Genomic DNA, 22,821 nt, shown 5'->3' with positions numbered 1-22,821 from the left:
CTTCCCTTCGGTCGCAATGACATAAGTAGGTAGGCGTAAAAAAACCAAATCATGTTAAGATAAGTAAACACTCAAGATTTGATTTACAAAATCAACAAATATGGGCGCACGTTTAAGAGTATTTCTCAATCAAGAAGAAGACCGAACACTATTTGAATTGAGGACAGCAACAACAGTACCTCAAAAAGTAAAAGATCGAGCACAAATTATTAGATTGAACTCCCAGGGATGTTATGTAGAGGAGATAGCAGCTCATTTTAATTGTAGAGAGGAAACAATTAGAGAAGTAATTCATCGGTGGGTGAAAATGGGTTTGGGAGGATTATGGTCAACCAAAGGCAGAGGGGTCAAAGCCAAATGGAAAGAATCAGACATTGTTCATCTAGAAGAATGTCTCCTCAATGAACCACGCAGATATAATAGTCGTCAACTTGCTCAAAAATTAGAACAGGAACGCGGGGTCAAATTAAGCCCTGACAGATTAAGACGCATCCTCAAAAAAAAAAGATTATTTGGAAACGAACCCGACCAAGCCATAAAGACAAGCAAGACCCATTACAACGCTCGATTAAACAGGCAGATCAAGATATGTTAGAGTTGGCAGCGGCGGCGGGAGAAATCGATCTGAAATATCTGGATGAATCAGGTTTTTGCTTGTGGAGTCCCACTGGATATACCTATTACCCAATTGGAGCGCAAAAACGGCTAGAGCAAACGAAACGAAGGGGGCGAAGACTTAGTATTTTAGGCTTGCTACAGCCGTGTGTCAGTTTCGCGTATGGGTTGGCTGTTGGGAGTTTTAGCAGCAAATCATATATCACTATTATGGAAAATGAAGCAAAACAAGCTGAGGCATGAAATGAAATCAACTGGACGGATCAGAGTGATAATTCAAGATAATGGTCCCATACACAAATCCCTGGATGTCCAACAAAAATGGTCTCAGTGGGAAAGCCAGGGATTGTATATTTTCTTTTTACCTAAATACTGTTCGGAAATGAACAAGATTGAACTGGAATGGCAGCAACTTAAAAATCATGAACTGGTCGGACAAATGTTTGAAGATGAACTAGATATTGCCTACGCAGTAATGGATGGAATTGAAGCGAGAGGACAACGAGGAAATTATACAACTAATCGCTTTAAATTCAGTTCCTATCCTGGTTGTTAACATTTCTTTACTTACCTTGGTTTTTTTATACCGACCTACTTACTTATGAATCAGGACTTAGGTAAAAAGTGGTTGAACGCGCGAATTATAGGTGTAAGAGTCCATCCACACCGCACCCTACATAATTAGGTTATGCGTAAGTCCTGTAAAGTAGTAAACAGTGCCCGATCTAAGTTTTGCCTAAATATCGTGTCTATATTTTCTGAAGTTCCGACTGTGTGGCTGCAAATTTCCCTCGTGGGAGTCTGGTTGGGTTTGATTTTACTGGTAGCTGAAGGGTTAAATCGCTTTTGTTCTGTCGATGCTGAGGTATCGCGGAAGGTTGTTCACATCGGTACTGGAAATGTGATTTTGCTGGCTTGGTGGCTGGAAATACCCGGTTGGGTGGGGATTTCGGCGGGGGTTTTAGCAGGTGCGATCGCCCTAATTTCTTACCAAGTTCCGATTTTGCCCAGTCTTAACAGTATCAACCGGAAGAGTTGGGGGACTTTTTTCTATGCTGTTAGTATCAGCGTTCTCGTGGCTTGGTTTTGGCCGCTGCAACATCAGGAATACGCTGCTTTGGGCATTTTAGTGATGACTTGGGGCGACGGATTGGCTGCTGTCATCGGCCAAAAATACGGCAAACATATTTATCGAGTTGGGGGAATGCAGAAGAGTTGGGAAGGTTCTGCAACTATGTATTTGGTGAGTTTTGCTGTTAGCAGTTTGATTTTGCTGGCGGTTCAAGGCAATATTTGGCAAACTTGGGCTGTGTCTGCTGTTGTAGCTTTAGTTGCTGCTATTTTGGAATCGGTTTCCAAGCTGGGAATTGACAATCTGACTGTGCCCATCGGCAGTGGGGCGATCGCCTTTTTCCTCAATCAATTTTTGATAATTGGTAATGTGTAATCTGAACTTCCCCCCACGGGGGGAATTGCTGGATAGAGATATGAATTCACGATTTCGCAATTGCTATAAGCCAAGTATGGTGAGTTTTGTAACATTAAGCCACAAGGTAATTCCTACGGTGAATCAGCAAAGCGAATTATCAATTATCTAAGGATCGCGAATTAAATAATTTACACTCTTGAAAGTGGGGAGTAGGGGTTGGGAACTCTTAGCCCGCCCTTTCTGGACGGGCGGGACGCCCATCCCACAAGAACCATCAAAATTCTAAGTTATTTAATTCTTATTCCTAAGTTCCGTTAAAGCAGCCGACGTGCTTGTAAAATTTGTTGTTGCCATTGCTCGAAAGCGGGGATTTTTGAGCGATCGTCTGTGGGAAACATCGCCCTTATTTGCTCCATCAGCTCGATCGCCAGCGGTACGCCAAGCTGCAATTGTTCCAACACATCCCGCTGAGCAAAAACGGTTTCCGGTGTTCCTTCTAAAATCAATTTTCCTCGATCCATGACAAACACCCAATCAGCCCAGCGGTAGATGAAATCGAGGTCGTGACTTGCTAAAAGGATTGTGGTTCCAGCGCTGTGAATTTGTTGAAGTAAACCGATCAGTTGTCGGGTGTGACGCGGATCGAGATAGGCGGTAGGTTCATCTAACAGCAGCAGTTTCGGCTCCAGAACCATGATATCGGCGATGGAAACCCGCTTTTTCTGGCCCAAACTGAGATTGTGAATTGGTTCGCGGGCGAGTTCGCTTAGATCGAATTGGTCGATCGCCTGCTGCACCTGTTGAGCAATTTCGGATTCTGTCAAGCCTAAATTGTACAATCCATAGGAAATATCTTCTTCTACCGTCGAAGCTACTAATTGATGTTCGGGATTTTGAAAGACGAGTCCGATTTGTTGGCGCAGTTGCATCAAAGATTTGCGATCGTAGCGAAAGGGTTCACCTTGCCAGCTAATGATTCCCTGTTGCGGTTGATATAAGCCATTTGCTAACAGAAAAAATGTAGTTTTGCCACAGCCATTTTGACCGATCAGCCCGCACCGTTTCCCAGCGGGAACTTTGAGATTTAAACCCTGAATTGCCACTCGCGAACCGCAGGGATAGGAGTAGGAAGTGCCAGCGAATTCGAGAATCCATTCAGACATATTCGTTATTTTTTCTTTTTTCTAGCCTTGTTCCCAGGCAGAGCCTGGGAATAAATACCCGGAGGCTATGCCTCCAATTACCGATTACCGATGAATGATTACCAATTACCGATTACCGATTTTCATTGTATAGCAATCCTTGCAGGACTCGTAAACTTTTTACCCCACCCCAACCCTCCCCTTATCAAGGGGAGGGAGTAAGAAATTCACAAAGGAGTCGTAAACTTTTTACCCCACCCCAACCCTCCCCTTATCAAGGGGAGGGAGTAAGAAATTCACAAATGATTTAGAATTGCTAAATTTGTGTCAGCCTTGATCAGATTTTGACAACTGCCAAAGTTGCATTTCATAACAGAGATGTTGCTCAAAAAGTTGACTTGCCTCCAATCCTTCAACCACCAGCTTCTTGAACCAGCGACGAAATATCCACCGCAGGAATTTGTGGACGGGGGGAACTGTGATCGCAATCAAATCTGCAACATAGATCATTGTATTCAGTCCATATCGGCGGAAAGTATCGACATACAAATCGATTGTTGGCAAAATATGGGCGGAAATATCCTCAGTTTTTACTAAAGTGAATCCAGCTTGCTTTAATGCTGCATGAAGTTCCGTAACAACATGACAATTAGAGAACATTCCCTCTTTATAATTAGCATCAGATCGCAGCATATCAGCCAGCAAAACATAACCGCCGGGATTGAGGATTTTGGCGGCACCGTTAGCAATATCAACAGCCGACATATACTGGCTACTTTCGCTAAAGAGAATAAGATCGTAGAAATGGGTTGCTTTGAAGTCTTCAAACCTCGTGAGGTGGAAGATTGCCCGATCACCCGTACACTTAACAAAGCGCTGTTGTTGGAACGGATCGGGTGCGAGCCCTTCCACTGCAAAACCTCGATCGAGCAAATAAGCCGCATTTCCGCCAATCCCGCAGCCCACATCGAGTATCGTATGAGTGCCTTTGGGGATCGCATCCAACAGTTTTACAGTATAAGCTTGCTGAGCGACGCGCAATCGTGCGATCGTTAGTTCGTCAGCGGGCACAGGTAGGGTTTCCCAATAGCCGTAGTGAAGGTAGGGCGAATCTGTCAAGCCCAAATAGTAATTAAGCGCTGCATTTTGGTAGCGAGTCACCTTGGAAATTTCGATTGATTTTGGCTGCGGCATTCGGAAAATTTAGTAAGTTTTAGGATTTCGGGCAGAGTTGAAATTCTTCCCAGCGCTTGCATACCTGTTCATAGCACTCAACAGGAGAAATTGCCAACTTTTGCAACAAATTGATATCAATCTGACCGTTGGCGATCGACAAAAATATAATTGCTGCCTTGGGTTCGTAGCTATCAATGATTTGGAGCAGATTTGAAACAGTGTTCTCCTCTATTTCTAGTTGCTGCAAATAAACGGTTGCCTCCAAGTCGGAAATAAATTGCAGATCGTACTTGATAGTATCTACGCTCCAATTCACATAGCCGTTAATGGGAGTATTGATTTTGCAAGCAACCAAGCCTCGTCCTTGATGCAAAAAGCCATTCCAAGCAGTATGTCCGATCGGCAAAATATTCTGGTGAATAAACAAGTTTTGCCAGTAGCCAAAACTACCCTGCCAAACACTATCTTCAATTCGCATTTGTTTTCCATTAAAATAATATACGCTTCAGAACCCAGAGCGAATTACATCAGCGTTCATCTGTGTTTATCTGCTGATATCTGCGGTTAAAAAACCCCAATCCAATAATTTTAAAAATAATAAACTCACCATCATCCATACCTCGCAGATGAAAAACATGATTGTAAACAAATCGGCGGGCATCCTGACTCAGAGATGCAATGATCTCATTACAGTTGCGGGACAGCGCCGGATTCGCACCGAACTTTCCCCCTTACGTCTGATGTGTGTTTTTCATCAGAGCCGATCGATATACGGGGATATTACCACTATTGGGGATATTTGACAAAAAAAGCCGTGTGCCTATTCACCAAACTCAATATTTTCATACAAATCGGCCAGCGAAATTTCCACAGCAACAGATGTTAAACTGAGCCGATCGCCCATACAGCTATATTCCGAAAAAATCCACTTATTCGCTTCTGTTTTAGAATATTGCTCGACCTGTAGCCGATATTGGTCGATTAATAAATATTCCTGAAAACTAGGAATACTGCGATAAGCAGCAAACTTTTCATCGCGGTCATAAGCTTTGGTACCTTTAGACAGCACCTCAGCAATTAGCAGCGGATTAGTAATTGTATCCGTCCGTCCAGATTGCAGCTCGATCGGGCGCGCTACCACCATCACATCCGGGTAAGTATAATTATTAAGCTGCGAAACCCATAGCCGCTGATCCGAACTAAAAGTCCGATATGGTTTCCCTTTTAACGCCAGTTTCAGCGCAACAACTAAATTAGTGGTAATTTCATTGTGATCCGGTGTGCCGCCAGCCATCAGAACAATCTCCCCATTAATAAATTCATGCCGATCCTGAGAATTGATTTCTAATTCTAGATATTCCTCAGCGGTGTAGGTTTTGGTTTCAACTTGCGCGATCATACACAACGCTCTCCTTTAATCTACTCATTTTATTTTATCTTAAAAATTTGGCTAATTCAACAGAAAAGGAGAATTTAATCATGCTAAGAAACAGGCAAGATGCCTGTTCCACAAAGAGGGAATTTTCTGGTGGGGCGTGAGTTTGGCATCAAGAACAGGCTTTCCGGCCTGTTCCACAAAGATTGAATTTTCTTGTGGGGAGTAGGGGTTGGGCCGAAGAGCCCGCCCGTGCGATCGCACTTAACAAAGTTACCGCAGCGGGACAAAGTTATAGCCAGTGCTTCCTCCTTGTTTAACTTGCACTAAAATCGGCTTACCAGCCCGATCGCCTGTGGGCAAAAACTTCACATCCTCGCTCGATCCTGCTGTCGAAAAACTCGCATTTCTGAGTGCTTGTTGCAATCCTTCCCGCGTATTGCTTTGCCGCAAGCCAGCGATGACAGCTTGAGTCGCGTCAAAACTCGTTGCTGTTCGCCAATTCACAATGCCTCCCCAACGCTGGCGGGCATTTTCTGGGAAACGGCTACCGGGATTAGTGTCAGGATGCCAGGGAACGGGCAAAACAAGCCCGTCAACGTCTTTTTGTCCGTCTTTTAAAGTTTGAAAGGTGTAGAGCGTAGTGCTGCCGTAGAGTGGCAATTTGCCTCGATTGCTGCGAGCCAGAGAAATCGCACGGTCAATGCGATCGATGTGGGGTGCTACCATCAATCCTTGTGCACCTTTGCTGACAGCATCGGCCAGGGCATTTTCCGCATTAAAAGAGGGTAAGGAAAAGTCGCAAACAGTAGGCACTAATTTGCCGCCAGCAGCAGTAAGAGATGCCACAAATTCATCTTTAAATGATATGTTATCCGGTGCTTGGGAGTCATAACAAACGGCAATATTAGTTTTACCTGCTGTTTTCACTGCATATTCTGCTAAAGGAGCAGCCATTACGCTAATATTGGGTACTGTCCGAAATATGTAGCTGCCAAATCCTGATAGATTATTGGCAAAGCTAGTCGGTGTCACCATTACCAGTTTTTCTTGCTGATAGATCGGAGCTGCTTCGAGAGACGCATTGCTAGCGTTGTGTCCAATTACTCCTAGTATACTCGGATCTTTTGTCAATGTCCTTGCAACTTCTCTGACAACCTCTTGACTGTTGTCATCGTTGACAATTTCTACTTGCAGTTTTGCCCCATTTATGCGACCGCTATTATTGACTTCATCCTGAGCTTGGGCGACACCTCGGAGGATTTCTTGGGCGACATTGGGGTTACTACTAATCGGGACGCTGACAGCAATTTTCAAGGAAGAACCATTGCTGGATCGGGCATTATTCAAATAGATAATGGTTTCCGGGTCGTTGCGATTTTGTTGCAGCGATTTCTCAAAAGATGCGGCGGCAGCTTGGTAATTTCCCTCAGCAAAAGCTTGAACTCCTGCTTGTTTTGCTGCTGTTGTTTGGGAGGCTACCAATATTTGATTTCCTAAACTGATACGATTGGCGATCGCTCCGGGTGCGAGCGTTGCCGATGTAGATGTAGATGTAGGTGTATTTGCAGTTTTGGCTTTCAATAAACCGGGAAGGAACTTGTAGGCGCCAAACCCAATTAAGCCGATGGCAATAATAAAAACAATGGGCGGCGGGCTGTTTCTTTTGTTAGTATCTTGATACATACTTTTTCTCGGTATTTTGATACTGTAATTATTCATTTAATTACTGTTCACGTCAATTCATATAATTCATTAATTAAGTTCATAAAAGTCATATTTGTAATAACTGTTGCAGGAAGTGCGATCGCCCTTCTTCAAATCCGGCCCGCTAAACTAACGAGAATACGAAAATTATCAACAATAGTCCAGGACGCGCGGGTGCTCAGAAACCGGGTTTTTGGCGAGAATACTTGGTTACAACCCGCAGATTCAGTAAAAACCCGGTTTCTTTGCTTGTGATGCGTAAGTCTCGTTGATATTAACCACCGCCACCGCCACTAATCGTGAATATAATGCAGGACTTACCCACTCCGACCAAAGAAACCGGGTTTTTTACGAAAAGACACGTTATAGCTCGTAGATTCGGTAAAAAGCCCAGTTTCTTGCCCCCATTCGTCCAGAAATAACCATAAATTTAGCGTTGAAATACCACACTTAACAAAGTTAAAACCGTGCAACCAAACAAAGCTTCAAATGTATATCTTCGCGAAGGTTTGTAAGGGTAAGAATTCCAAACTCGCAGTTCTCCATTAAAGCCGCGCGACGCTAAACTCAACGAAACTTGACGGTAGTTTTCCAAAGTTCGCTGAAGCAATTGCCCGATTAAAATGCTTAAACTGTGCATTCCCCGCTTCCAAGTGCGGTAGCCACAGCGCGAGTTTTGGGCTATCCAAAGTTCATCCGCGATCGCCAATAAGCTAAAAATAAACCGATACATTAGTAATAGCAGTTCTGTGACTAACTCTGGACAGCGTAATTGTCTGAGAATCTGCAAGATTTCGGTAAATGGAACCGTCAAGAGAATGAAATACATACAACTTGTCGATGCGAAGGCGCGAACAAATAGCAAGCTCACTTGGTATATTCCAGTGCGACTTACATACAGATAAAAAGTGCCGATGCTAATGCCCCAACCTTGCCAAATATCCCATTCAATTGCGGGGATACGATCGCCCGCAACCGCACCCAACGCCAAAGCAGGCAAACTTGTCAGCAAAAACATCAACGGTAGCGACAGCAACCGCAAATACAGTTTCCCCGGAATGCCCGCATAAATGACGATCCAGACTGCTAACCAAAGGCCGATCGACAATTGGACGATCGCCCCAGAAACTAGAGACAGAATTAAAAGGGCGATCGCAAATGATAACTTGTGGATTGGCGGCAACCCGCGCAAGCGATTGGTATAAGCCAGACTATCAATCTGATGGTTCATTCCGACGATTTATGATCAGACTGCTGCCGAGATTGCGATCGGCCTTTATACAACCCAATGACATACCCAACTACGCCAGCCCCCATCGCCGCTTGAGACGCAAACAATAGACTTGAAATTTCGCTGCTAGCCGGTTCAAACAAATGATTAAACCAAGGTTTATAACCCGGTTGAATTTCAGTAATTGCTTTCTTAGCTTGGTCATCGGAACCGCCGTATTTACCCCGCACAAAAACGAGAGGAAACGCTGCCAGAAAAATCACAGCGCCAGCCAACAGCCAATTTTGCCGCGAAGTAGATTGGTAATTTTTTGTAGGTTTTTGACTCACGGCGCCTCACTCCTGTCTCAATAATTTCAAAGTTTCCAACTCCGGCTTCCCGTAAGAATGCAGCCAATTCCAGACCAATAGAGTCAGCAATCCCTCACTAATAGCCAGGGGTACTTGAGTGATAGCAAAGATGCCAGCAAACTTGATAAATGAAGCCATAAAACCGCCGCTGGCTGCCGGAAAAGCTAACGCTAATTGAATCGAAGTCGTCACATAAGTCAGTAAATCTGCCAAAGCAGCCGCACAAAAAATTGCCGCCCGCTGGCTACCAGTTCGCAACAGCAATTGATAGATAAAATACGCAGCGAAAGGGCCGACAATCGCCATCGAAAACATATTCGCTCCCAGCGTTGTCAAGCCACCATGCGCTAACAGTAATGTTTGAAACAGCAGAACTAAAGCCCCCAGTACCGCCATCACCGAAGGGCCGAACAAAATTGCACCCAAACCCGTACCCGTTGGGTGAGAACAACTGCCCGTTACCGAAGGAATTTTTAAAGCAGAAAGCACAAAAGTAAACGCACCCGCCAAAGCAAGCAATAGTTTAAGTTCCGGGTGTTCTTTTGTAATACGAGTAATCGATCGCAAACCTACTGCAAAAAAAGGCAACGCCACAATCCACCAAAACGCAGCCCATTGCACCGGCAAAAAACCTTCCGAAATGTGCATAGCTGCGGCGGGCGTTGCCGAGCCCAGGACAATATAACAACTCAAGCCAGCCATCAATCCCAAGCTGACCAATTTCCGATTTCTGGTCTTCACGCTGAACCTCGCAGATGAGACTATGTAAATTAACACATCGGCGGGCATCCTGACTCAGAAAGCGACAAAACTCTCATTACAGTTGCGGGACAGCGCCGGACTTGCACCGAACTTTCCCCGTTTCCTCTAACGGCTGCTCTTACTGCTTTTTTAGACATTTTATGACAATCTCATGCAAACGAGTAGTTATAACCATCGTTACGATGAACGGGCTTAAGGTGATTTCGAGAAACGCTAATTACGCTATCGTTCACCCGAATATCAAAGTTACCTTTGAACCTAGTGGTTTTAATCCTTTTGCACTTAACCCCCTGATGTTTTCCGTCAATTATTGAAACAATATCTCCTGTATTCCAATCTTCGACTTTTTTCTTGGGTTTATATCCCGAACGTGGAAACCCATATTTATCGGTCGGTACAACTTGACGACTGCCCCAACCCATCGCCTTAATCAACAGCGGTTGATTGACAGCCAAAGTCAAACCTTGACTTACATCTCCACAGCAAGCAGCGTCGCTCCAGTGAGCTTTTTGGAACTTCAAATTAGTCCGATTGAATTTAGTTAAAGAACCGCGTCCTACATAAATAGGTTCAATCTCTGTAGCCTTCAAAGCTTGGAACAAAGCGGACTTGGTTGCGTTAACTGCCGCTGCATCTTTCAATGGGGTTTTAGCTTGACTCATTATTTTCTTGAGAACTTCGGGCTTTTTCTTGAGAAAATCCCTGACATCTTGAGTCCCCTTTTTAATGTTGCATTTTTCGCACGCTAAGCAAAGGTTGGAAACACGATTACTGCCACCCTTAGCTCGTGGGTTAATATGCTCGACTTGCAGCGGTAAATTTTCACTACCACAGTAAGCACACTTCCGATTCCACTTTTCGAGTAGGTATTCTCTAACCTCGTAACCTTGCAATTCCCCTTGCTGATACTCAACGCCAGAAATCTCGGGATTTTGCATTTTTTGAGTGTCAAAGCTTACTAACTCGAAAGCAATTGATTGGATGGGTGCTAGCTTGCGAAGGCGAGAAACCCACGTCATAGTCGTTAATACTCGGTGCTGCAAGCTCGGAGGCAGCCAGCCTTTCGGACGAGTACGATTTAAGAATCTCGCTTTTCGATAACGAGTTTTGCGGTTACGGCGGTTGCGTCGAACGGCTCGACGGGTTTCAAGTCGAGATTTGATGGCTTGACCCCGATGGGTGACTTGGGCGCCCCAAATGACTTGGGTTCCCTGAACCAAAGCTATGCCATTCGTTTTGCTACCAGGATCGAGGCGGATCTCAATTGGTTCTGGTAAATCGTTGACAGATTTCTTCAGAATAATTGTCCAGGGATACAGCCTAAAAACCTTTGCTTTGCCTGCATTTAACAGCTTTCTAGCTATCACTGGCAGGCACGGAGTTAGAGGTTTTTTGTCGATATCAAGTACGAATACTTGATTTGGGGTTTTAGACATGGTTGCGTCTATTCCTAATTAGTAAAGGTTGCCTCGGCATAGTTATTAGGCGGTACTTTCTCCACAGCACTGGCTTTACAAATCCTTGCCTGTTTAACTGCGAAGTTATAGTGCTTGGGGCTGGCACGCACCCCAAGGTATGAACTTTAACGCTCCCTAATAACGAAAGCCGGGACTTACTTAGCTATTTCGGGATTTCTCCAGAAATGTCTAGGATTTTAGTAAGTCCCCATTAGAACCGACTGGTTAGACATAGTTTAGTCGATCGCGTAAGTCTCAGCAAATCTTTTACAAAAATTACTTCAGATTAACTAAGTCAAAATTACCTATCATCTTCTCTTCTCTTCCTTCGCGTCTTCGCGGTTCGTTCCATAAATACTATTGCCAAACAAATCAACGGTATAATATTAGTGAGTTTTGAGGAAAGCCGCCATGTTAGATTACAAATTTCCGAGGCACTGGCCCTCAGCCGATGAACTACCAGACTCAGATGAAACGCCTGTGGATAACGAACTGCAAGAATTAATACCAGGGTTGTTAAAAGCAATATTGCTCATACTTTGGGCAGAACGGATGGACTGGTTTTTTGGCATAGATATGGGTATTTATCATCACCCTGACGAACCGCCCCTTGTCCCAGATGCTTTCTTAAGTTTAGGAGTAGAACGATTTTACGACGAAGAATTGCGCCCCAGTTACGTGCTGTGGGATGAAAATGTCATGCCACTTTTCGTGCTAGAAGTTGTTTCCCCAACTTATCGCAAGGAATACAGCACAAAATTAGACACTTATCAAGCTTTAGGCGTACTTTATTACGTCATTTATTCTTCCCGCCGCCGTCGTAAACCTCATTTGGAAGTACACAAGTTAGTCAATGGGAAGTACGAGTTACAGTCAGGAAATCCAGTTTGGATGCCTGAAATTGGTTTGGGGATTGGTTGTGAAAGGGGAAGTTATTCTGGGGTGACAAGGGAGTGGTTGTATTGGTACGATGCCGATGGAAAACGTTATCTGACTCCTGAAGAACAGGTGAAAGAATCAGCGCAGCGCGCCCAACAGGAATCCCAGCGCGCCCAACAGGAATCCCAGCGCGCCCAACAGGAATCCCAGCGCGCCCAACAGGAATCGCAACGCGCCGATCGACTGGCCCAACGTTCCGATCGACTAGCTCAGCGATTGCGGGAGTTGGGGATAGATCCTGATAATCTGGGCTGATGGCAATCAAGAGTACCAGACTGACGGACTCTGGACGCTCAGCAACCGGGTTTTTCAACGCCCGATCGATCGTCCTCAACGAAAGATTTTCTGGGAAAAACCCGGTTGCTGCCTCCAGAAATGTGTGAATATTTATCGCAAGAAGCAGGAAATATCGAGCTAGATTTGGGAAAAACAGAGAGTTGGACGGCAAACATTGAGATCCAGCTCGAAAACATGAAAATTAGGAGACGTTCTTAAATAATGGTCATGGATGTGCGTTCTTACGATGTCATCTGTTTTGGTGATGAAGTTCCAGGAGTTCTAGCTGTTATCTCTGCCGCCAGAGAATATCTTCGCCGAACAAAGCGTTATCCGCGAATTCTATTGATGTCTAAAGCAAGCTTGCAAGAAGGAATTGGCGGGCATTTGGTAAGAGGCGGTCTTGCTTATTTAGATAGAAGTCAGATTAGTGAAGAACTTCAACAATCTTTAAAGTTAGATACCTTTGGTTCACCGGCGACAATCTATAAAGAATTCTTACAAAAATCCGGCGTTAAGGCAATTGCACTCGACCCCCGCAAAGCCAGTGCAGCGCTGAAAGAAATGCTGGTACAAGCTGGGGCTGATCTCCTCAGCAAAGTAGAAATTAAATCAGTCAGTAAAGAAGGTCAAAAAATTGCCAGTATAACCACCTCTAAAGGCGTAGTTTATGCCGGCAAGCAATTTATTGATGCCACTGTCAATGCCGAATTAGCTCAAGCTGCCGGTGTGAGAAAGCTGAAGGGATTTGAAACATTTGGTCTGCCTAATTCAGAACTTCCAGTCACCCTCGTTTTTGAAACCCAAGGACTCAGTGCAAGAGCACTGAAAGAATTCGATTATATTTATCTAAAACGCTTTACCAACCTGGCCGATGCAGAGAGTCAAAAATTTTTGCTGTACGCTGCCGGCAAGGATGCCAAACTAGCAGAAGAGCTTCGGCGGGAAATGAGGGACACTCAAGGCAATCTCAAAACTCTGTGGGCGGGTAACGATTACATCGATGTTCGCGCACCGGCTCTGTCTGTAGCTTACCACTCATTTAGAGGAAGAAAACTATCTTTTTCTGAAACTGGCATAATTTTAGATGAGGGAAATATAGCAATACTTCCAAATGACCGACTTTCGTGGAATGCGCTTTTATTTGCAGTCACAGCCAGCGAAGCCGAAGCCTTAGCTAGAAGCGGGAGCAAACCCACGGCTAATATGCAAAGAGAGATGTTATTTATTACAACTTGGCTGAGGAGTTTGGGGGCTACTTCTGTTACTTATGCCTCAGAACTTTATATCAGACACGCTGGCAATGTGACAGGAGTTGTAGAACCTTTAACTGGCGCACAAATGCTGTTAGGTGGCGTACCTGCTAATGAGGCACTGGCAACATTTAGCTATCATTTTGATGTCCGCGGAGGCATTCCGGGTATTGGCGAGAAAGCAAACAGTCTAGGATGGTTGAAAAGTCTGAGTTTTAAACAGCCTATCTTTAATATTGGCATCCGCCACGCATTAATTAAAAACGTTCCTAACCTGGCAGTAGTCAGTCCGTGTTCGGGATTTGAAGGGTTAGCCTGTTCTGTGGGCAGAATTGTTGAATTCAACGCCGCAGTTGGTCAAGGTGTGGGTATCGCTGCAATTAATGCCATTCTAAATAACAAAAATCTAGCCGATGTATCTAACCGAGAAGTGAGACAAGTTCTCGCCCAAACAGGCCAGTTACCTAAAATTTTTGGAGTTCCAAATAATGGTGATGGAATGCTATTGGCGCAATTTGAGAATCTTGTCACTTCGGATGCTATTGCATAATCTCAATCCCGGTTGCACTCCTCATGATTATTGATTGTTGACTAAGCTGTTGTGGCATTTAAATTGTATGTCAAAAAATAATCAAACTTTTTTGGGGTGTCCCACCCGCCCTGAATATACAATTTAAATGCTCAACTGTATTAGCCTACTCGTTAACAACCAATCCTTACTTCTTCTGCGGGCACTTCGGATGAATCCCCCCCTGCAAACAAATGTAAGCAATTTGACTTTTATCTAAATTCTTAGCCTCCGCAAAATCAACTCCTAGGAATCGACCGGATTTACTACCAGTCGGATTTTGAATAAATTGATCCGAAGCTGCCTTCCCCAGAAACACAGCGCCTTTAAAATCCGCTCCCGCTAAATTCGCGCCCCTAAAATCAACCGAACTCACCTCTGCATTGCGAAAATTCGCATCTTGCAACCGAGCATCTTTTAAATTCACGTTGGCGAGTTTAGTCGAAGTCAAATCGGCATTTTGTAAGTTTGCGCCGCTCAAATCAGCACCGGACAAATCAGCACCTTGCCATTCCGATTTAGACAAATTTGTCAAGGACAACTGAGCGCCTTGAGCCTTCACTTTGCCCAAACGCGCACCCGACAAATCCGCTCGCGACAAATTCGCGCTTCCTATATCTGCCCCGGTAAAACTTGCATTTTTTAACAGTGCTTCCTGCAAATTTGCTCCAATTAAAATAGCACTGCTGAAATTAGCTGAATTCAAATTGCCGTTTGACAAATTAGCTTTGTTCATGACAGCGCGCACAAAAGTAGTGCGGTTCATTACAGCACTGTTCAAAGACGCCCCGGTCAAATTTACTCCTTCCAAATTAGCGCCGCTCAAGTCAGAAATCCAATCGTCAAAGGTAGCCGGACGCCTGTCTTCGCCGGTGCCGTAAAAGCGAGTTCCCTGCAAGCTGGCATTGGTTAAATTGGCATTTCTCAACTTAATTCCCGACAAGTCAACTTTGTTTAAAACTAAAGTAAACTGAGATGGGCCGGCAGGACTTTGAGCTAAATCCGTGCGGCTGAGATCCGCGCCGTTGAGCTGGCTGCTATACACTGTGAGAATTTTGCCGATCGCCCTTTGTACTGTTCGCTGGCGGGCGGCCGCTAACTCGCGTTCCGGGGCCTTGCCGCCAAAGCGCAGGGAATCGAGGTCGTTGCTGAGGGCCTGATTCAACCGCTGCAACTCAGGCAAAGCTTTCGGCCCGCTACTGACTAAAGCTTGCTGGATCGCGTCCAACATGGCGCGGTTGTCTTCTTGAGCGAGCAAATCCGCTAGCAAAGGTACGGCGCGGGAGTCTTCCACGGCCCCCAAAGCCAAAATGGCCGATCGCCTGCCCGATGCCCCGCTAGCCGATGTGGGAGACAATTTGCTGACTAAAGCTACAAATAATTCGTCGTTCCGCTGCCGGGAATCCCGCATATTTGCTTGACTTTGAGTGTAGATGAGAGTGCCGACAAACAAAGTTAAAATCAATCCCGCGCTGCCGATGATAACTATCACTAAAGTTGTGCCTGGGTGTTGGCGCATCCAATTCCACAAACTGGCATTTGTTTTCAGACCGCTTTGTGGAGTCACAACCAAAGCCGCAATCTGCGCGTCTTCCTCAGTCCAATCTGGACTCTTGACAGGATTGTCAGACAGTTGATTCGATCGAGCATTGACGACCAAAGTATTGGCGAGGCGATCGTGTCCCGCTTGCCGTTTGTAGCGCAATGCAACCGCGCCGTCTGCGAGCACTGCCAAGCCGCTGAGCCCCCCTAAAATCAGCAAATCAGGAAACGCTCCCGTCAAGCGCCAAATGCCGTAAGCGACGCCCAGAGGCACTCCCCAGCGCCCCAAACTTTCGCGAATTAGCACTTGCCCAAAACCCGGAGGAGTACCCGACGCTGTGACAACTTTGACCCCGAACCAGCGTTTGGGGAGAGTTTGACCGGTTCTGGCGAGCAAAAACAGTTGCCACCCCGCTAAAACTGCCGGTGCCAGCAGGGCCCCTGACCAGAATAGATTAGTTAGGGGTGCGACTCTGGGGCTGCGATCGCGCACGGGTATGCCCAAGGTACGGGCGACGGTTTCGGATGCTGCTGCTACTGAGGAATTGAGCGGCACGGTTTGAGATTCCTGGTTGACCAATGCCCCGATACTGAAGGGAACGAGGGCGCTGGCCGCAATTAACGAAATTTCCACTGCCCAAGCGCCGCACCTGCGAACCAGCAGTGGCATTTGCTTGGATTGTGTTTGCCAAGACGGATCGGGTTGATTGATGCCGCTGGGCGCGGTGGGATTAGCCATATTTATAATTTCCTATTGTTAGTCGTTAGTTGGAGGAATCAGGAGATATTGCCAATTTATCAGAAATTTGGGTTTAAAACCCCGTCGTTGGCTTGACGGCTTTCTATTGGATGAGCGTGAATTTACGCTTGGCAAAGCAACCCCAAACCAGGTTATAATTAAGTTGTCAGGGTGAAACTCCATTGCCATCGTGAAACAGTTGAGACACACTTTCAGGCATAAATTTAGGGGCAAAGAGCGGCGAAAACTCGCTATACAGCTAGGGATAAAAAAAATAATATCCCAATACCAGAGAACCCAATACTTTGTTGACTACTGAAGTAAGGCGGGGCACGCCTGAACTCTAGGTTCATATCCTAGTACGCTTGGGGAGATAGACCCTCTGGGATTAACTAAGTTAAGCTCGTCAATTGGTGGTATTCCACGGTTGAAAGGTTTAAGTATTGCCGTAAGGATAGTGAGTAGTAAGGTCAGTCGTGGAGCCAAGAATCACCTCGCCTTTAGGACGGTCGGTGAGTGTCAAACGCTATGTAGATTAGCACTCCGAGAACGGCAAGAGTCATCAGGGCGGAAATTAGCTTTACGATGCTATTGAAGACTGTCAGGACAATTATCGCTGCGACGGCAAAGGCTGCCACCTGCCCGGGTTTGGGGAGTCTTTGAAACTGGTCCAGTAATTGATTGTATAAGGTTCCGAGGGCTTGATAGCTGTCTGAATTTTGTGTGATGAGTGGCGATCGTTCTACTTTAGCTTTTAGTTCTCCGAACGCTTGTTGCCAATTGAAGTTATTTTGAGGATTCATAAAAAAATTCGGAAGTTATTTTAGATTAATGTGTTTGGAACCGCCATTATCCCCTACCGTCAAAGAACTAGAACCAAATGTCATTGTGTGAGGAAACATGAAGATCCATTATCCGGGCGATCGCGGCAAACTGTGGTTTAGCCCGATCGTGACCCTAGCCTTGGCAATGATTTTAGCGGATGCCGGTGCCCTTCGGAGCCAACCGCTACAAATTGCTCCGGGATTTCCCGAACCGCTGGGAGTTTCTGGAGTTTCCGGCGGCCCGAACAATAGCGGCGACTGTGGTTTTGTGTCCCAAGGGCCGAACCACGTCATCGAAGTAACGCAGGATTTGCCTTACTGGCGGATTGCAGTACAAACCGCTGGAGCTCCGAGTTTGATGATTCAGGGGCCGAGGGGGCGTTTCTGCGTGCTGCCGGCGAATGCTGCTGCGGGGAATGTAGAATTTTCCGGCTATGGGGACAAGGGGACTTATGTTATTTTTGTGGGCGATCGATCTCAAGGTCAACACCCTTACTCTCTCTCTATTTCTCAGAAGCGAAATTAACAATACAACGGAATTAGGAGGCTGGCTGTGAGAAAATGGCTTTTTGGCGATCGTAAATAAGCCGGATTTCTGACAGCAAGTGCGTGGACTAAGCTGTTGCACATTTAAACTGTGAACTAAAATTTGATAAAGTTCGTGTGTGGAGTAGGGGTTGGGCCAGAAAGCCCGCACAAAAAATACGATTTAGATGCAGAACAGCTTAGGGATTTCATATCAATTTTGTATTTGGTCTTTCACCCACTTGCGAAACAATCTGAGAGTTTGACTCGTACCCACTGTTTGGCTTTGTTCGCAATATTGAGAAATAGCTTCAATAATTGGCAGATTGGGAAAGGTCGGACTCATTTCTGCTTCAACATATTTCCCATCTTGAAGCACATTAATCTGAAGCTTGTTATTTTCATAGCGCCAGATTTCAGGTACTCCCAAAGCTTCGTAAGCATCAAGTTGAGTTTTGGAAGTTAGATCGACTTCAATTGCTAAGTCAGGCGGCGGATCGACAGTTAAGTCGATCCGCTTTTTACCAATCATTAGAGCGTGATTCTGAATGTAAAAACATTCATCAGGTTCAATTCCTTGTAACATACTTTTTCGCTTGAAAGTCGTCGAACCAAATGGTTCAAAGTCGATTTCTAGTTCCTCAAACAGAATTTTCACTAAATAGCCAATAATGATTTTAGCTTTCTCATGTTCTGGTAGTGGCATCCTAATCTCCAAAGTTCCTTGACTGTAAGCTATTCTAGACCCACGGTGTTCTCCCAACTCTTCTAAAATTGCTTCAAATTCCTGCCAGTTGACATCATCTAACAGCACTCTATGTCCTGGTGGTACAATGATTTGTCTTAATTGCAGCGTTACCATTTCAACCTCCGATTTATTTAAGTTTATTATATAGCGGTTCTCAAAAAAGTGAGGTATGCCCTATGCCCACGGAGGCCTATGCCCATGAGTACCTCATCTTTCGGAGAAAGGCTATAACTGATACAATCTTTTAAGTTGAGGGGTGTACAGCGCCACCTCAACTTAATTTACTGGTAACTATCGCCCAAAATCGAGCTGTCTAATCTGCGTTTTTTTGCTGGCTGTAAAGTTCCTTAAACTTGCGCTGCTGCTCGTTGTGATCTACGATCGGAGAGGGATAATGAAGAAGTCGGCGTTCTAAAGGCGAAATATTTCCTGTTATCAAAAATTTAGTATCAACGCGGCGCAATTCTGGAACCCAGTGCCGAATATATTCCCCTTCCGGGTCGAATTTTTGAGCTTGACTCGCCGGATTGAATATTCGCAAAGGTTTCGGGTCCATACCGCTTGATGCACTCCACTGCCAGCCGCCGTTGTTAGCAGAAAGGTCGGCATCTATCAATTTTTGCATGAAGTATTTTTCACCCCACTGCCAGTTAATAATTAAATCTTTGGTGAGGAAACTGGCGACTATCATGCGGCAGCGATTGTGCATCCAAGCTGTCTGATTTAACTGCCGCATTGCTGCATCGATAATAGGATAGCCTGTTTTGCCTTTACACCAAGCTTGAAAGAGCTTTTCATCGTTCTCCCAAGGAAAGTCTTTGAATGCTTGACGGTAGGGGCCGTCTGCTAATTCTGGGAAGTTATACATGGCGTGTTGGTAAAATTCCCGCCACGCTATTTCCTGTTGCCAAGTGCGGATGCTTGTAGACGCTTCTTCGCTGCGGCAAGTGTCCATTACTATCTGAGTAGCTTGCCAAACTGTGCGGATGCCTATTGCACCAAATTTGAGGGCTGCGCTGAGTTGGGATGTGCCGTTAATGGCGGGGAAATTGCGCTGTTCTTGATATTGGTAAATTGCCCGATCGCAAAATTCTTCTAATTTTTGTTGCGCTGCATCTTCTCCGGGTTCTATTACTAATGGATTTTCCCAAATAAATCCCAAACTAAAGGCAGTTGGCACTGTTTCCATTGCACCTGCTTCGTTTGCGATTGCTTGTTCTTCGGCGGTTAATCCGGTCATTAATTCCAGATAAGTTATCGGCAGTGTCTCTACTGGTTGGGCTTTAGGTTTACTGTTCCATTTTTTCCAAAATGGTGTATAAACTGTGTAGGGAGTCCCTGTACCGCTGCGAATTTCATCTGGGGCGTGCAGGAGTTGATCCCAGAAATTTTGAACTTGAATTCCTGCTTGTTGGAGGGCGTTTGATACGGACTGATCGCGCTGTTTTGCGTAGGGTTCTACATCCCAGTTCCAAAATACTGCTTGAGCATTTATAGCTGTTGCTAATCTCGGTATTCCTAGGATCGGGTCATCTTGAATGATCAGCAATTGGCTGCCTGCTTCCCTGTAACGCGAGGAGAGTTTTTGCAAGCAGCCGATCATGTATGTGACTCTGGCTGGCGCTACGTCATCCTGATTTAGGATATTGCGATCGAGACAAAAAATTCCGACTACTTTCGGGCTTTGCTGGCGCGCTGCTGCCAGTCCGATGTTGTCAGAAATACGCAAGTCGCGGCGGTGCCAAAATAAAATTAGATTGGATATATCGGACATTCGATTTTAGATTTTAGATTTTAGATTTTAGATTTTACTGTTCTGGACACAAGCGGGTTCAAAAACCCGGTTTCTAAGTTAAGATTTATCGGTTTGATGCACGATTTTTATAAGAAACCGGGTTTTTTCCGTCAGTCCTATTTAAGTCAAAAAGGGACGGGCTAAGAAAAAGCTAGAAATAGATTTTGCATCAATGGGTTCCCCAGCTAAGATAGCTTTTTCTAATTCTTCAGGGGTGAATAAAACTGTCTCCATGTCTTCGTCATCGTCTTGTGCTGGCGGCTTTTCCAGTTTTTCCAAATCTTGGGCTAAAAAAGCATAAATGATTTCGTCGGAATAACCGGGGGCGAGAAAAAATTGCCCTAATTTCCGCCATTTTCCGGCGCGATATCCGGTTTCTTCTTCGATTTCGCGTTTGATAGTTTCGGCGGGATTTTCATTGATTTCTACCGTACCAGCGGGAAATTCTAAAATTCGCCCTTTTGTGGCAAAGCGATATTGGCGTACCAAGACGAGTTTACCTTCGGGTGTGACGGGAACTGCAAGTGCTCCGCCTGGGTGGCGAATACATTCCCACTCGCCTTCGGAACCGTTGGGAAGACGGAGGGTGGCTACGTCAAAGTTGAATTTGCGCCCTTGGTAAAATAGGCGTTGTTTGAGGAGTTGGGGTAGTTCTTGACCGATCGACATAAGCGACAAGCGAATAATGTTTGATGGCACCGATTTAAGACATCATAGGCGATCTCATAGGATTTTAGATTTTAGATTTTAGATTTTAGATTGGGAATGACTGATAGCTATCACAGTTTGCAGCTTTTACGGTTGCATTTTTTGTGAAACTGGTACGATCCCTGAATTGTACTCAATTTTTACAGTTGCAATTTTTGCACTCCGGAACAGTCTGCGGTTTGCAGGAGTTGGACGATCGCACTTTTCGTCACCGGATGCACCCAATCCGGGGCAATTTCTGCTAAAGGTACTAATACAAAAGCTCTTTCGGTCATCCGGGGATGAGGTAGAGTCAGTGTCGGAGTTTCTAGGATTAAATTGTCGTACAGCAGCAAATCTAGGTCTAGGGTTCTTGGCCCCCATTTTTCTCGGCGAATTCGATTAAATTGTATTTCAATTTCTAATAAAGCTGCTAGCAATTGTTCGGGTTCTAGTGCCACTTCTAGGATGGCGCAGGCGTTGATGTAATCAGGTTGCGGCGGCCCGACGGGGGCGGTTTGATACCAGCTTGAATGGGATTTTACTGCTATTCCTGGGGTGTTGTTGAGGGTTACGATCGCGCTAGAGAGTGTGGCTAGGGAGTCGCCTAAGTTGCTACCGAGGGCGATCGCACATTTTGTTAGTTTCATAAGGAAGGAAGGTTCGGCAACGGATTGTGTAACGGATGTAACGGATGTAACGGATGTCAGGAAGAAGGAAGAGGGAAGAAGAGTAACGCGGGGGCGGGTTGATCGATCTCCTTTACTACCGACAAATATTTCGAGTAAAACCCGCCTCTAAAAGCCTAATTTTTGGTGGTAAATTGATCCTACAGGACACTTTTTGAGGGAAACATGGTGACCCAAAACATTATTTTAATCAAATATTAACCGACTGTTAAATTTTATTAACTATCATTGACAAGTGTTAGTATTTAGTTTCAAAAATAATGAATTTGTACCTACGCTTATTGTCGGCCGTCATTCTAGCAATTATCAGTTTAACAGCAAGTATATCGATAGCTTTGGCTGAAACCAAAGAGCGCTACCTTACCTTAGATTCGGACGGCAGTCAATCTTTTGCAAGTTTAGTGCAGCAGGCGGAAGATTTAGCGAAAGAGTCGATCGCCCGCGAGTTTCAAGAAAATCCGGCATTAACAGAAGTTACAGTCATCATTACAGCCGATCGCAGCCGACAAAGGGTTCCCGTTTTGCGATCGAGAGTATCGCGCCGCGACTGGCAGAAAGATGCGAGAATCGAACAGTGGACTAGATATTTTGCCGATGCTCAATTGCTGCTGGGATTCAGAGATGGCAATATCTCGCCCGCAAATTCTGGGTTTTCGCAAGTGATTAATGTACCTGCGCCTAGTCGATCGACCTCCAGAGAAAATGATCCGGGTTTTCGAGATGATTGAAATATTGGTAATGGGGCATGGGGCATGGGGCATTGGGCATCGGGCATCGGGCATTGGTCGCAAACAACAAATAACCAACAGCACGACACGGAAATCACGGATACACGGATAGATATTTTTTCCTGAATCTCTCTCTCTATTCCCAATTACCACTTGCCAATTAGAATATTTAACTTTTTGTTAACCTAAATATCTCCCAATTTTAATTAACCTTCAGGTTAACTTCCCTTAATTTAATAGTGATAGAGTTTCATACGGAATCAT

21 protein-coding genes, 1 pseudogene and 2 riboswitches are annotated in these 22,821 nt (G+C 45.1%); of the genes and pseudogenes, 7 read left to right on the top strand and 15 right to left on the bottom strand.

Features of this window, described 5'->3' with window-relative positions; genetic code table 11:
- Window positions 1-100 precede the first annotated feature (100 nt).
- A pseudogene (locus tag QUB11_RS14930) lies at window positions 101-1,171 on the top strand (IS630 family transposase).
- A 189-nt stretch (window positions 1,172-1,360) separates the two neighbouring features.
- Complete coding sequence (locus QUB11_RS14925; RefSeq protein ID WP_333207024.1) at window positions 1,361-2,062, top strand: diacylglycerol/polyprenol kinase family protein; 702 nt, start codon at window positions 1,361-1,363, stop codon at window positions 2,060-2,062.
- Between the two features lie 296 nt (window positions 2,063-2,358).
- On the opposite strand, the gene QUB11_RS14920 is transcribed toward QUB11_RS14925, so the two are convergent.
- From QUB11_RS14920 to iscB, 9 genes are all read right to left on the bottom strand, one after another.
- On the bottom strand, window positions 2,359-3,207 hold the full coding sequence (locus QUB11_RS14920; RefSeq protein WP_333207023.1) for an ABC transporter ATP-binding protein: 849 nt from the start codon (window positions 3,205-3,207) through the stop codon (window positions 2,359-2,361).
- A 306-nt stretch (window positions 3,208-3,513) separates the two neighbouring features.
- On the bottom strand, window positions 3,514-4,380 hold the full coding sequence (locus QUB11_RS14915; protein WP_333207022.1) for a methyltransferase domain-containing protein: 867 nt from the start codon (window positions 4,378-4,380) through the stop codon (window positions 3,514-3,516).
- Between the two features lie 19 nt (window positions 4,381-4,399).
- A complete protein-coding gene (locus QUB11_RS14910) occupies window positions 4,400-4,840 on the bottom strand; it encodes a hypothetical protein (protein ID WP_333207021.1) in 441 nt (146 codons plus the stop codon).
- 157 nt (window positions 4,841-4,997) lie between these two features.
- A riboswitch (cobalamin riboswitch) is annotated at window positions 4,998-5,142 on the bottom strand.
- A gap of 40 nt (window positions 5,143-5,182) precedes the next feature.
- Entirely contained in the window at window positions 5,183-5,761 is a 579-nt protein-coding gene (locus QUB11_RS14905; protein WP_333207020.1) for a Uma2 family endonuclease, read from the bottom strand.
- Window positions 5,762-6,010: 249 nt separating this feature from the next.
- Window positions 6,011-7,459 carry an ABC transporter substrate-binding protein gene (locus QUB11_RS14900; RefSeq protein WP_333207019.1) on the bottom strand — a complete coding sequence of 483 codons (1,449 nt, stop codon included), beginning with the start codon at window positions 7,457-7,459 and terminating at the stop codon, window positions 6,011-6,013.
- 415 nt (window positions 7,460-7,874) lie between these two features.
- Window positions 7,875-8,675: a cobalt ECF transporter T component CbiQ gene (cbiQ, locus tag QUB11_RS14895; protein WP_333207018.1), complete on the bottom strand. Its 801-nt coding sequence runs from the start codon at window positions 8,673-8,675 to the stop codon at window positions 7,875-7,877.
- Entirely contained in the window at window positions 8,672-9,004 is a 333-nt protein-coding gene (locus tag QUB11_RS14890; RefSeq protein ID WP_333207017.1) for an energy-coupling factor ABC transporter substrate-binding protein, read from the bottom strand. The genes cbiQ and QUB11_RS14890 overlap by 4 nt, the downstream gene beginning before the upstream one ends.
- 6 nt (window positions 9,005-9,010) lie before the next feature.
- Window positions 9,011-9,727 carry an energy-coupling factor ABC transporter permease gene (locus QUB11_RS14885; protein ID WP_333207033.1) on the bottom strand — a complete coding sequence of 239 codons (717 nt, stop codon included), beginning with the start codon at window positions 9,725-9,727 and terminating at the stop codon, window positions 9,011-9,013.
- A 61-nt stretch (window positions 9,728-9,788) separates the two neighbouring features.
- Window positions 9,789-9,928: riboswitch (cobalamin riboswitch) on the bottom strand.
- 8 nt (window positions 9,929-9,936) lie between these two features.
- Window positions 9,937-11,223 carry an RNA-guided endonuclease IscB gene (gene iscB / locus QUB11_RS14880; RefSeq protein ID WP_333390972.1) on the bottom strand — a complete coding sequence of 429 codons (1,287 nt, stop codon included), beginning with the start codon at window positions 11,221-11,223 and terminating at the stop codon, window positions 9,937-9,939.
- A gap of 432 nt (window positions 11,224-11,655) precedes the next feature.
- Between iscB and QUB11_RS14875 the strand changes: the two genes are divergently transcribed.
- The 3 genes from QUB11_RS14875 (at window position 11,656) to QUB11_RS14865 (ending at window position 14,262) form a co-directional block, all read left to right on the top strand.
- A complete protein-coding gene (locus tag QUB11_RS14875) occupies window positions 11,656-12,438 on the top strand; it encodes a Uma2 family endonuclease (protein WP_333205602.1) in 783 nt (260 codons plus the stop codon).
- Window positions 12,439-12,543: 105 nt separating this feature from the next.
- Window positions 12,544-12,678: a hypothetical protein gene (locus tag QUB11_RS14870; protein WP_333205601.1), complete on the top strand. Its 135-nt coding sequence runs from the start codon at window positions 12,544-12,546 to the stop codon at window positions 12,676-12,678.
- Between the two features lie 9 nt (window positions 12,679-12,687).
- Complete coding sequence (locus QUB11_RS14865; RefSeq protein ID WP_333205600.1) at window positions 12,688-14,262, top strand: FAD-dependent oxidoreductase; 1,575 nt, start codon at window positions 12,688-12,690, stop codon at window positions 14,260-14,262.
- Window positions 14,263-14,428: 166 nt separating this feature from the next.
- Here QUB11_RS14865 and QUB11_RS14860 read toward each other — a convergent pair whose 3' ends face one another.
- Entirely contained in the window at window positions 14,429-16,561 is a 2,133-nt protein-coding gene (locus QUB11_RS14860; RefSeq protein WP_333390969.1) for a pentapeptide repeat-containing protein, read from the bottom strand.
- A gap of 500 nt (window positions 16,562-17,061) precedes the next feature.
- On the bottom strand, window positions 17,062-17,364 hold the full coding sequence (locus QUB11_RS14855) for a hypothetical protein (RefSeq protein ID WP_333205598.1): 303 nt from the start codon (window positions 17,362-17,364) through the stop codon (window positions 17,062-17,064).
- Window positions 17,365-17,461: 97 nt separating this feature from the next.
- Here QUB11_RS14855 and QUB11_RS14850 point away from each other — a divergent pair, with 97 nt between their 5' ends.
- Window positions 17,462-17,911 carry a hypothetical protein gene (locus tag QUB11_RS14850; protein ID WP_333068508.1) on the top strand — a complete coding sequence of 150 codons (450 nt, stop codon included), beginning with the start codon at window positions 17,462-17,464 and terminating at the stop codon, window positions 17,909-17,911.
- 213 nt (window positions 17,912-18,124) lie between these two features.
- On the opposite strand, the gene QUB11_RS14845 is transcribed toward QUB11_RS14850, so the two are convergent.
- From QUB11_RS14845 to folK, 4 genes are all read right to left on the bottom strand, one after another.
- Complete coding sequence (locus tag QUB11_RS14845; RefSeq protein WP_333390966.1) at window positions 18,125-18,772, bottom strand: Uma2 family endonuclease; 648 nt, start codon at window positions 18,770-18,772, stop codon at window positions 18,125-18,127.
- 199 nt (window positions 18,773-18,971) lie between these two features.
- On the bottom strand, window positions 18,972-20,423 hold the full coding sequence (locus tag QUB11_RS14840) for an FAD-binding domain-containing protein (protein WP_333390976.1): 1,452 nt from the start codon (window positions 20,421-20,423) through the stop codon (window positions 18,972-18,974).
- A 150-nt stretch (window positions 20,424-20,573) separates the two neighbouring features.
- Window positions 20,574-21,122 (bottom strand): NUDIX hydrolase, encoded by a 549-nt coding sequence (locus QUB11_RS14835; RefSeq protein WP_333156764.1) that lies wholly within the window; start codon window positions 21,120-21,122, stop codon window positions 20,574-20,576.
- Between the two features lie 179 nt (window positions 21,123-21,301).
- Window positions 21,302-21,790: a 2-amino-4-hydroxy-6-hydroxymethyldihydropteridine diphosphokinase gene (gene folK / locus QUB11_RS14830; RefSeq protein WP_333390963.1), complete on the bottom strand. Its 489-nt coding sequence runs from the start codon at window positions 21,788-21,790 to the stop codon at window positions 21,302-21,304.
- Between the two features lie 299 nt (window positions 21,791-22,089).
- Here folK and QUB11_RS14825 point away from each other — a divergent pair, with 299 nt between their 5' ends.
- Window positions 22,090-22,557 (top strand): hypothetical protein, encoded by a 468-nt coding sequence (locus tag QUB11_RS14825; RefSeq protein ID WP_333205593.1) that lies wholly within the window; start codon window positions 22,090-22,092, stop codon window positions 22,555-22,557.
- Window positions 22,558-22,821 lie beyond the last annotated feature (264 nt).

This window comes from Microcoleus sp. B6-A1 (assembly GCF_036705085.1).
Lineage (GTDB): Bacteria > Cyanobacteriota > Cyanobacteriia > Cyanobacteriales > Microcoleaceae > Microcoleus.
This window is presented reverse-complemented; position numbering and strand designations above follow the sequence as displayed.

Excerpts from the sequence above, each read along its gene's own strand:
- QUB11_RS14920 (WP_333207023.1), bottom strand. The coding sequence starts at position 3,207 with ATGTCTGAATGGATTCTCGAATTCGCTGGCACTTCCTACTCCTATCCC.
- QUB11_RS14915 (WP_333207022.1), bottom strand. The coding sequence starts at position 4,380 with ATGCCGCAGCCAAAATCAATCGAAATTTCCAAGGTGACTCGCTACCAA.
- QUB11_RS14910 (WP_333207021.1), bottom strand. The coding sequence starts at position 4,840 with ATGCGAATTGAAGATAGTGTTTGGCAGGGTAGTTTTGGCTACTGGCAA.
- QUB11_RS14905 (WP_333207020.1), bottom strand. The coding sequence starts at position 5,761 with ATGATCGCGCAAGTTGAAACCAAAACCTACACCGCTGAGGAATATCTA.
- QUB11_RS14900 (WP_333207019.1), bottom strand. The coding sequence starts at position 7,459 with ATGAATAATTACAGTATCAAAATACCGAGAAAAAGTATGTATCAAGAT.
- cbiQ (WP_333207018.1), bottom strand. The coding sequence starts at position 8,675 with ATGAACCATCAGATTGATAGTCTGGCTTATACCAATCGCTTGCGCGGG.
- QUB11_RS14885 (WP_333207033.1), bottom strand. The coding sequence starts at position 9,727 with ATGGCTGGCTTGAGTTGTTATATTGTCCTGGGCTCGGCAACGCCCGCC.
- iscB (WP_333390972.1), bottom strand. The coding sequence starts at position 11,223 with ATGTCTAAAACCCCAAATCAAGTATTCGTACTTGATATCGACAAAAAA.
- QUB11_RS14875 (WP_333205602.1), top strand. The coding sequence starts at position 11,656 with ATGTTAGATTACAAATTTCCGAGGCACTGGCCCTCAGCCGATGAACTA.
- QUB11_RS14865 (WP_333205600.1), top strand. The coding sequence starts at position 12,688 with ATGGATGTGCGTTCTTACGATGTCATCTGTTTTGGTGATGAAGTTCCA.
- QUB11_RS14860 (WP_333390969.1), bottom strand. The coding sequence starts at position 16,561 with ATGGCTAATCCCACCGCGCCCAGCGGCATCAATCAACCCGATCCGTCT.
- QUB11_RS14855 (WP_333205598.1), bottom strand. The coding sequence starts at position 17,364 with ATGAATCCTCAAAATAACTTCAATTGGCAACAAGCGTTCGGAGAACTA.
- QUB11_RS14850 (WP_333068508.1), top strand. The coding sequence starts at position 17,462 with ATGAAGATCCATTATCCGGGCGATCGCGGCAAACTGTGGTTTAGCCCG.
- QUB11_RS14845 (WP_333390966.1), bottom strand. The coding sequence starts at position 18,772 with ATGGTAACGCTGCAATTAAGACAAATCATTGTACCACCAGGACATAGA.
- QUB11_RS14835 (WP_333156764.1), bottom strand. The coding sequence starts at position 21,122 with ATGTCGATCGGTCAAGAACTACCCCAACTCCTCAAACAACGCCTATTT.
- folK (WP_333390963.1), bottom strand. The coding sequence starts at position 21,790 with ATGAAACTAACAAAATGTGCGATCGCCCTCGGTAGCAACTTAGGCGAC.
- QUB11_RS14825 (WP_333205593.1), top strand. The coding sequence starts at position 22,090 with ATGAATTTGTACCTACGCTTATTGTCGGCCGTCATTCTAGCAATTATC.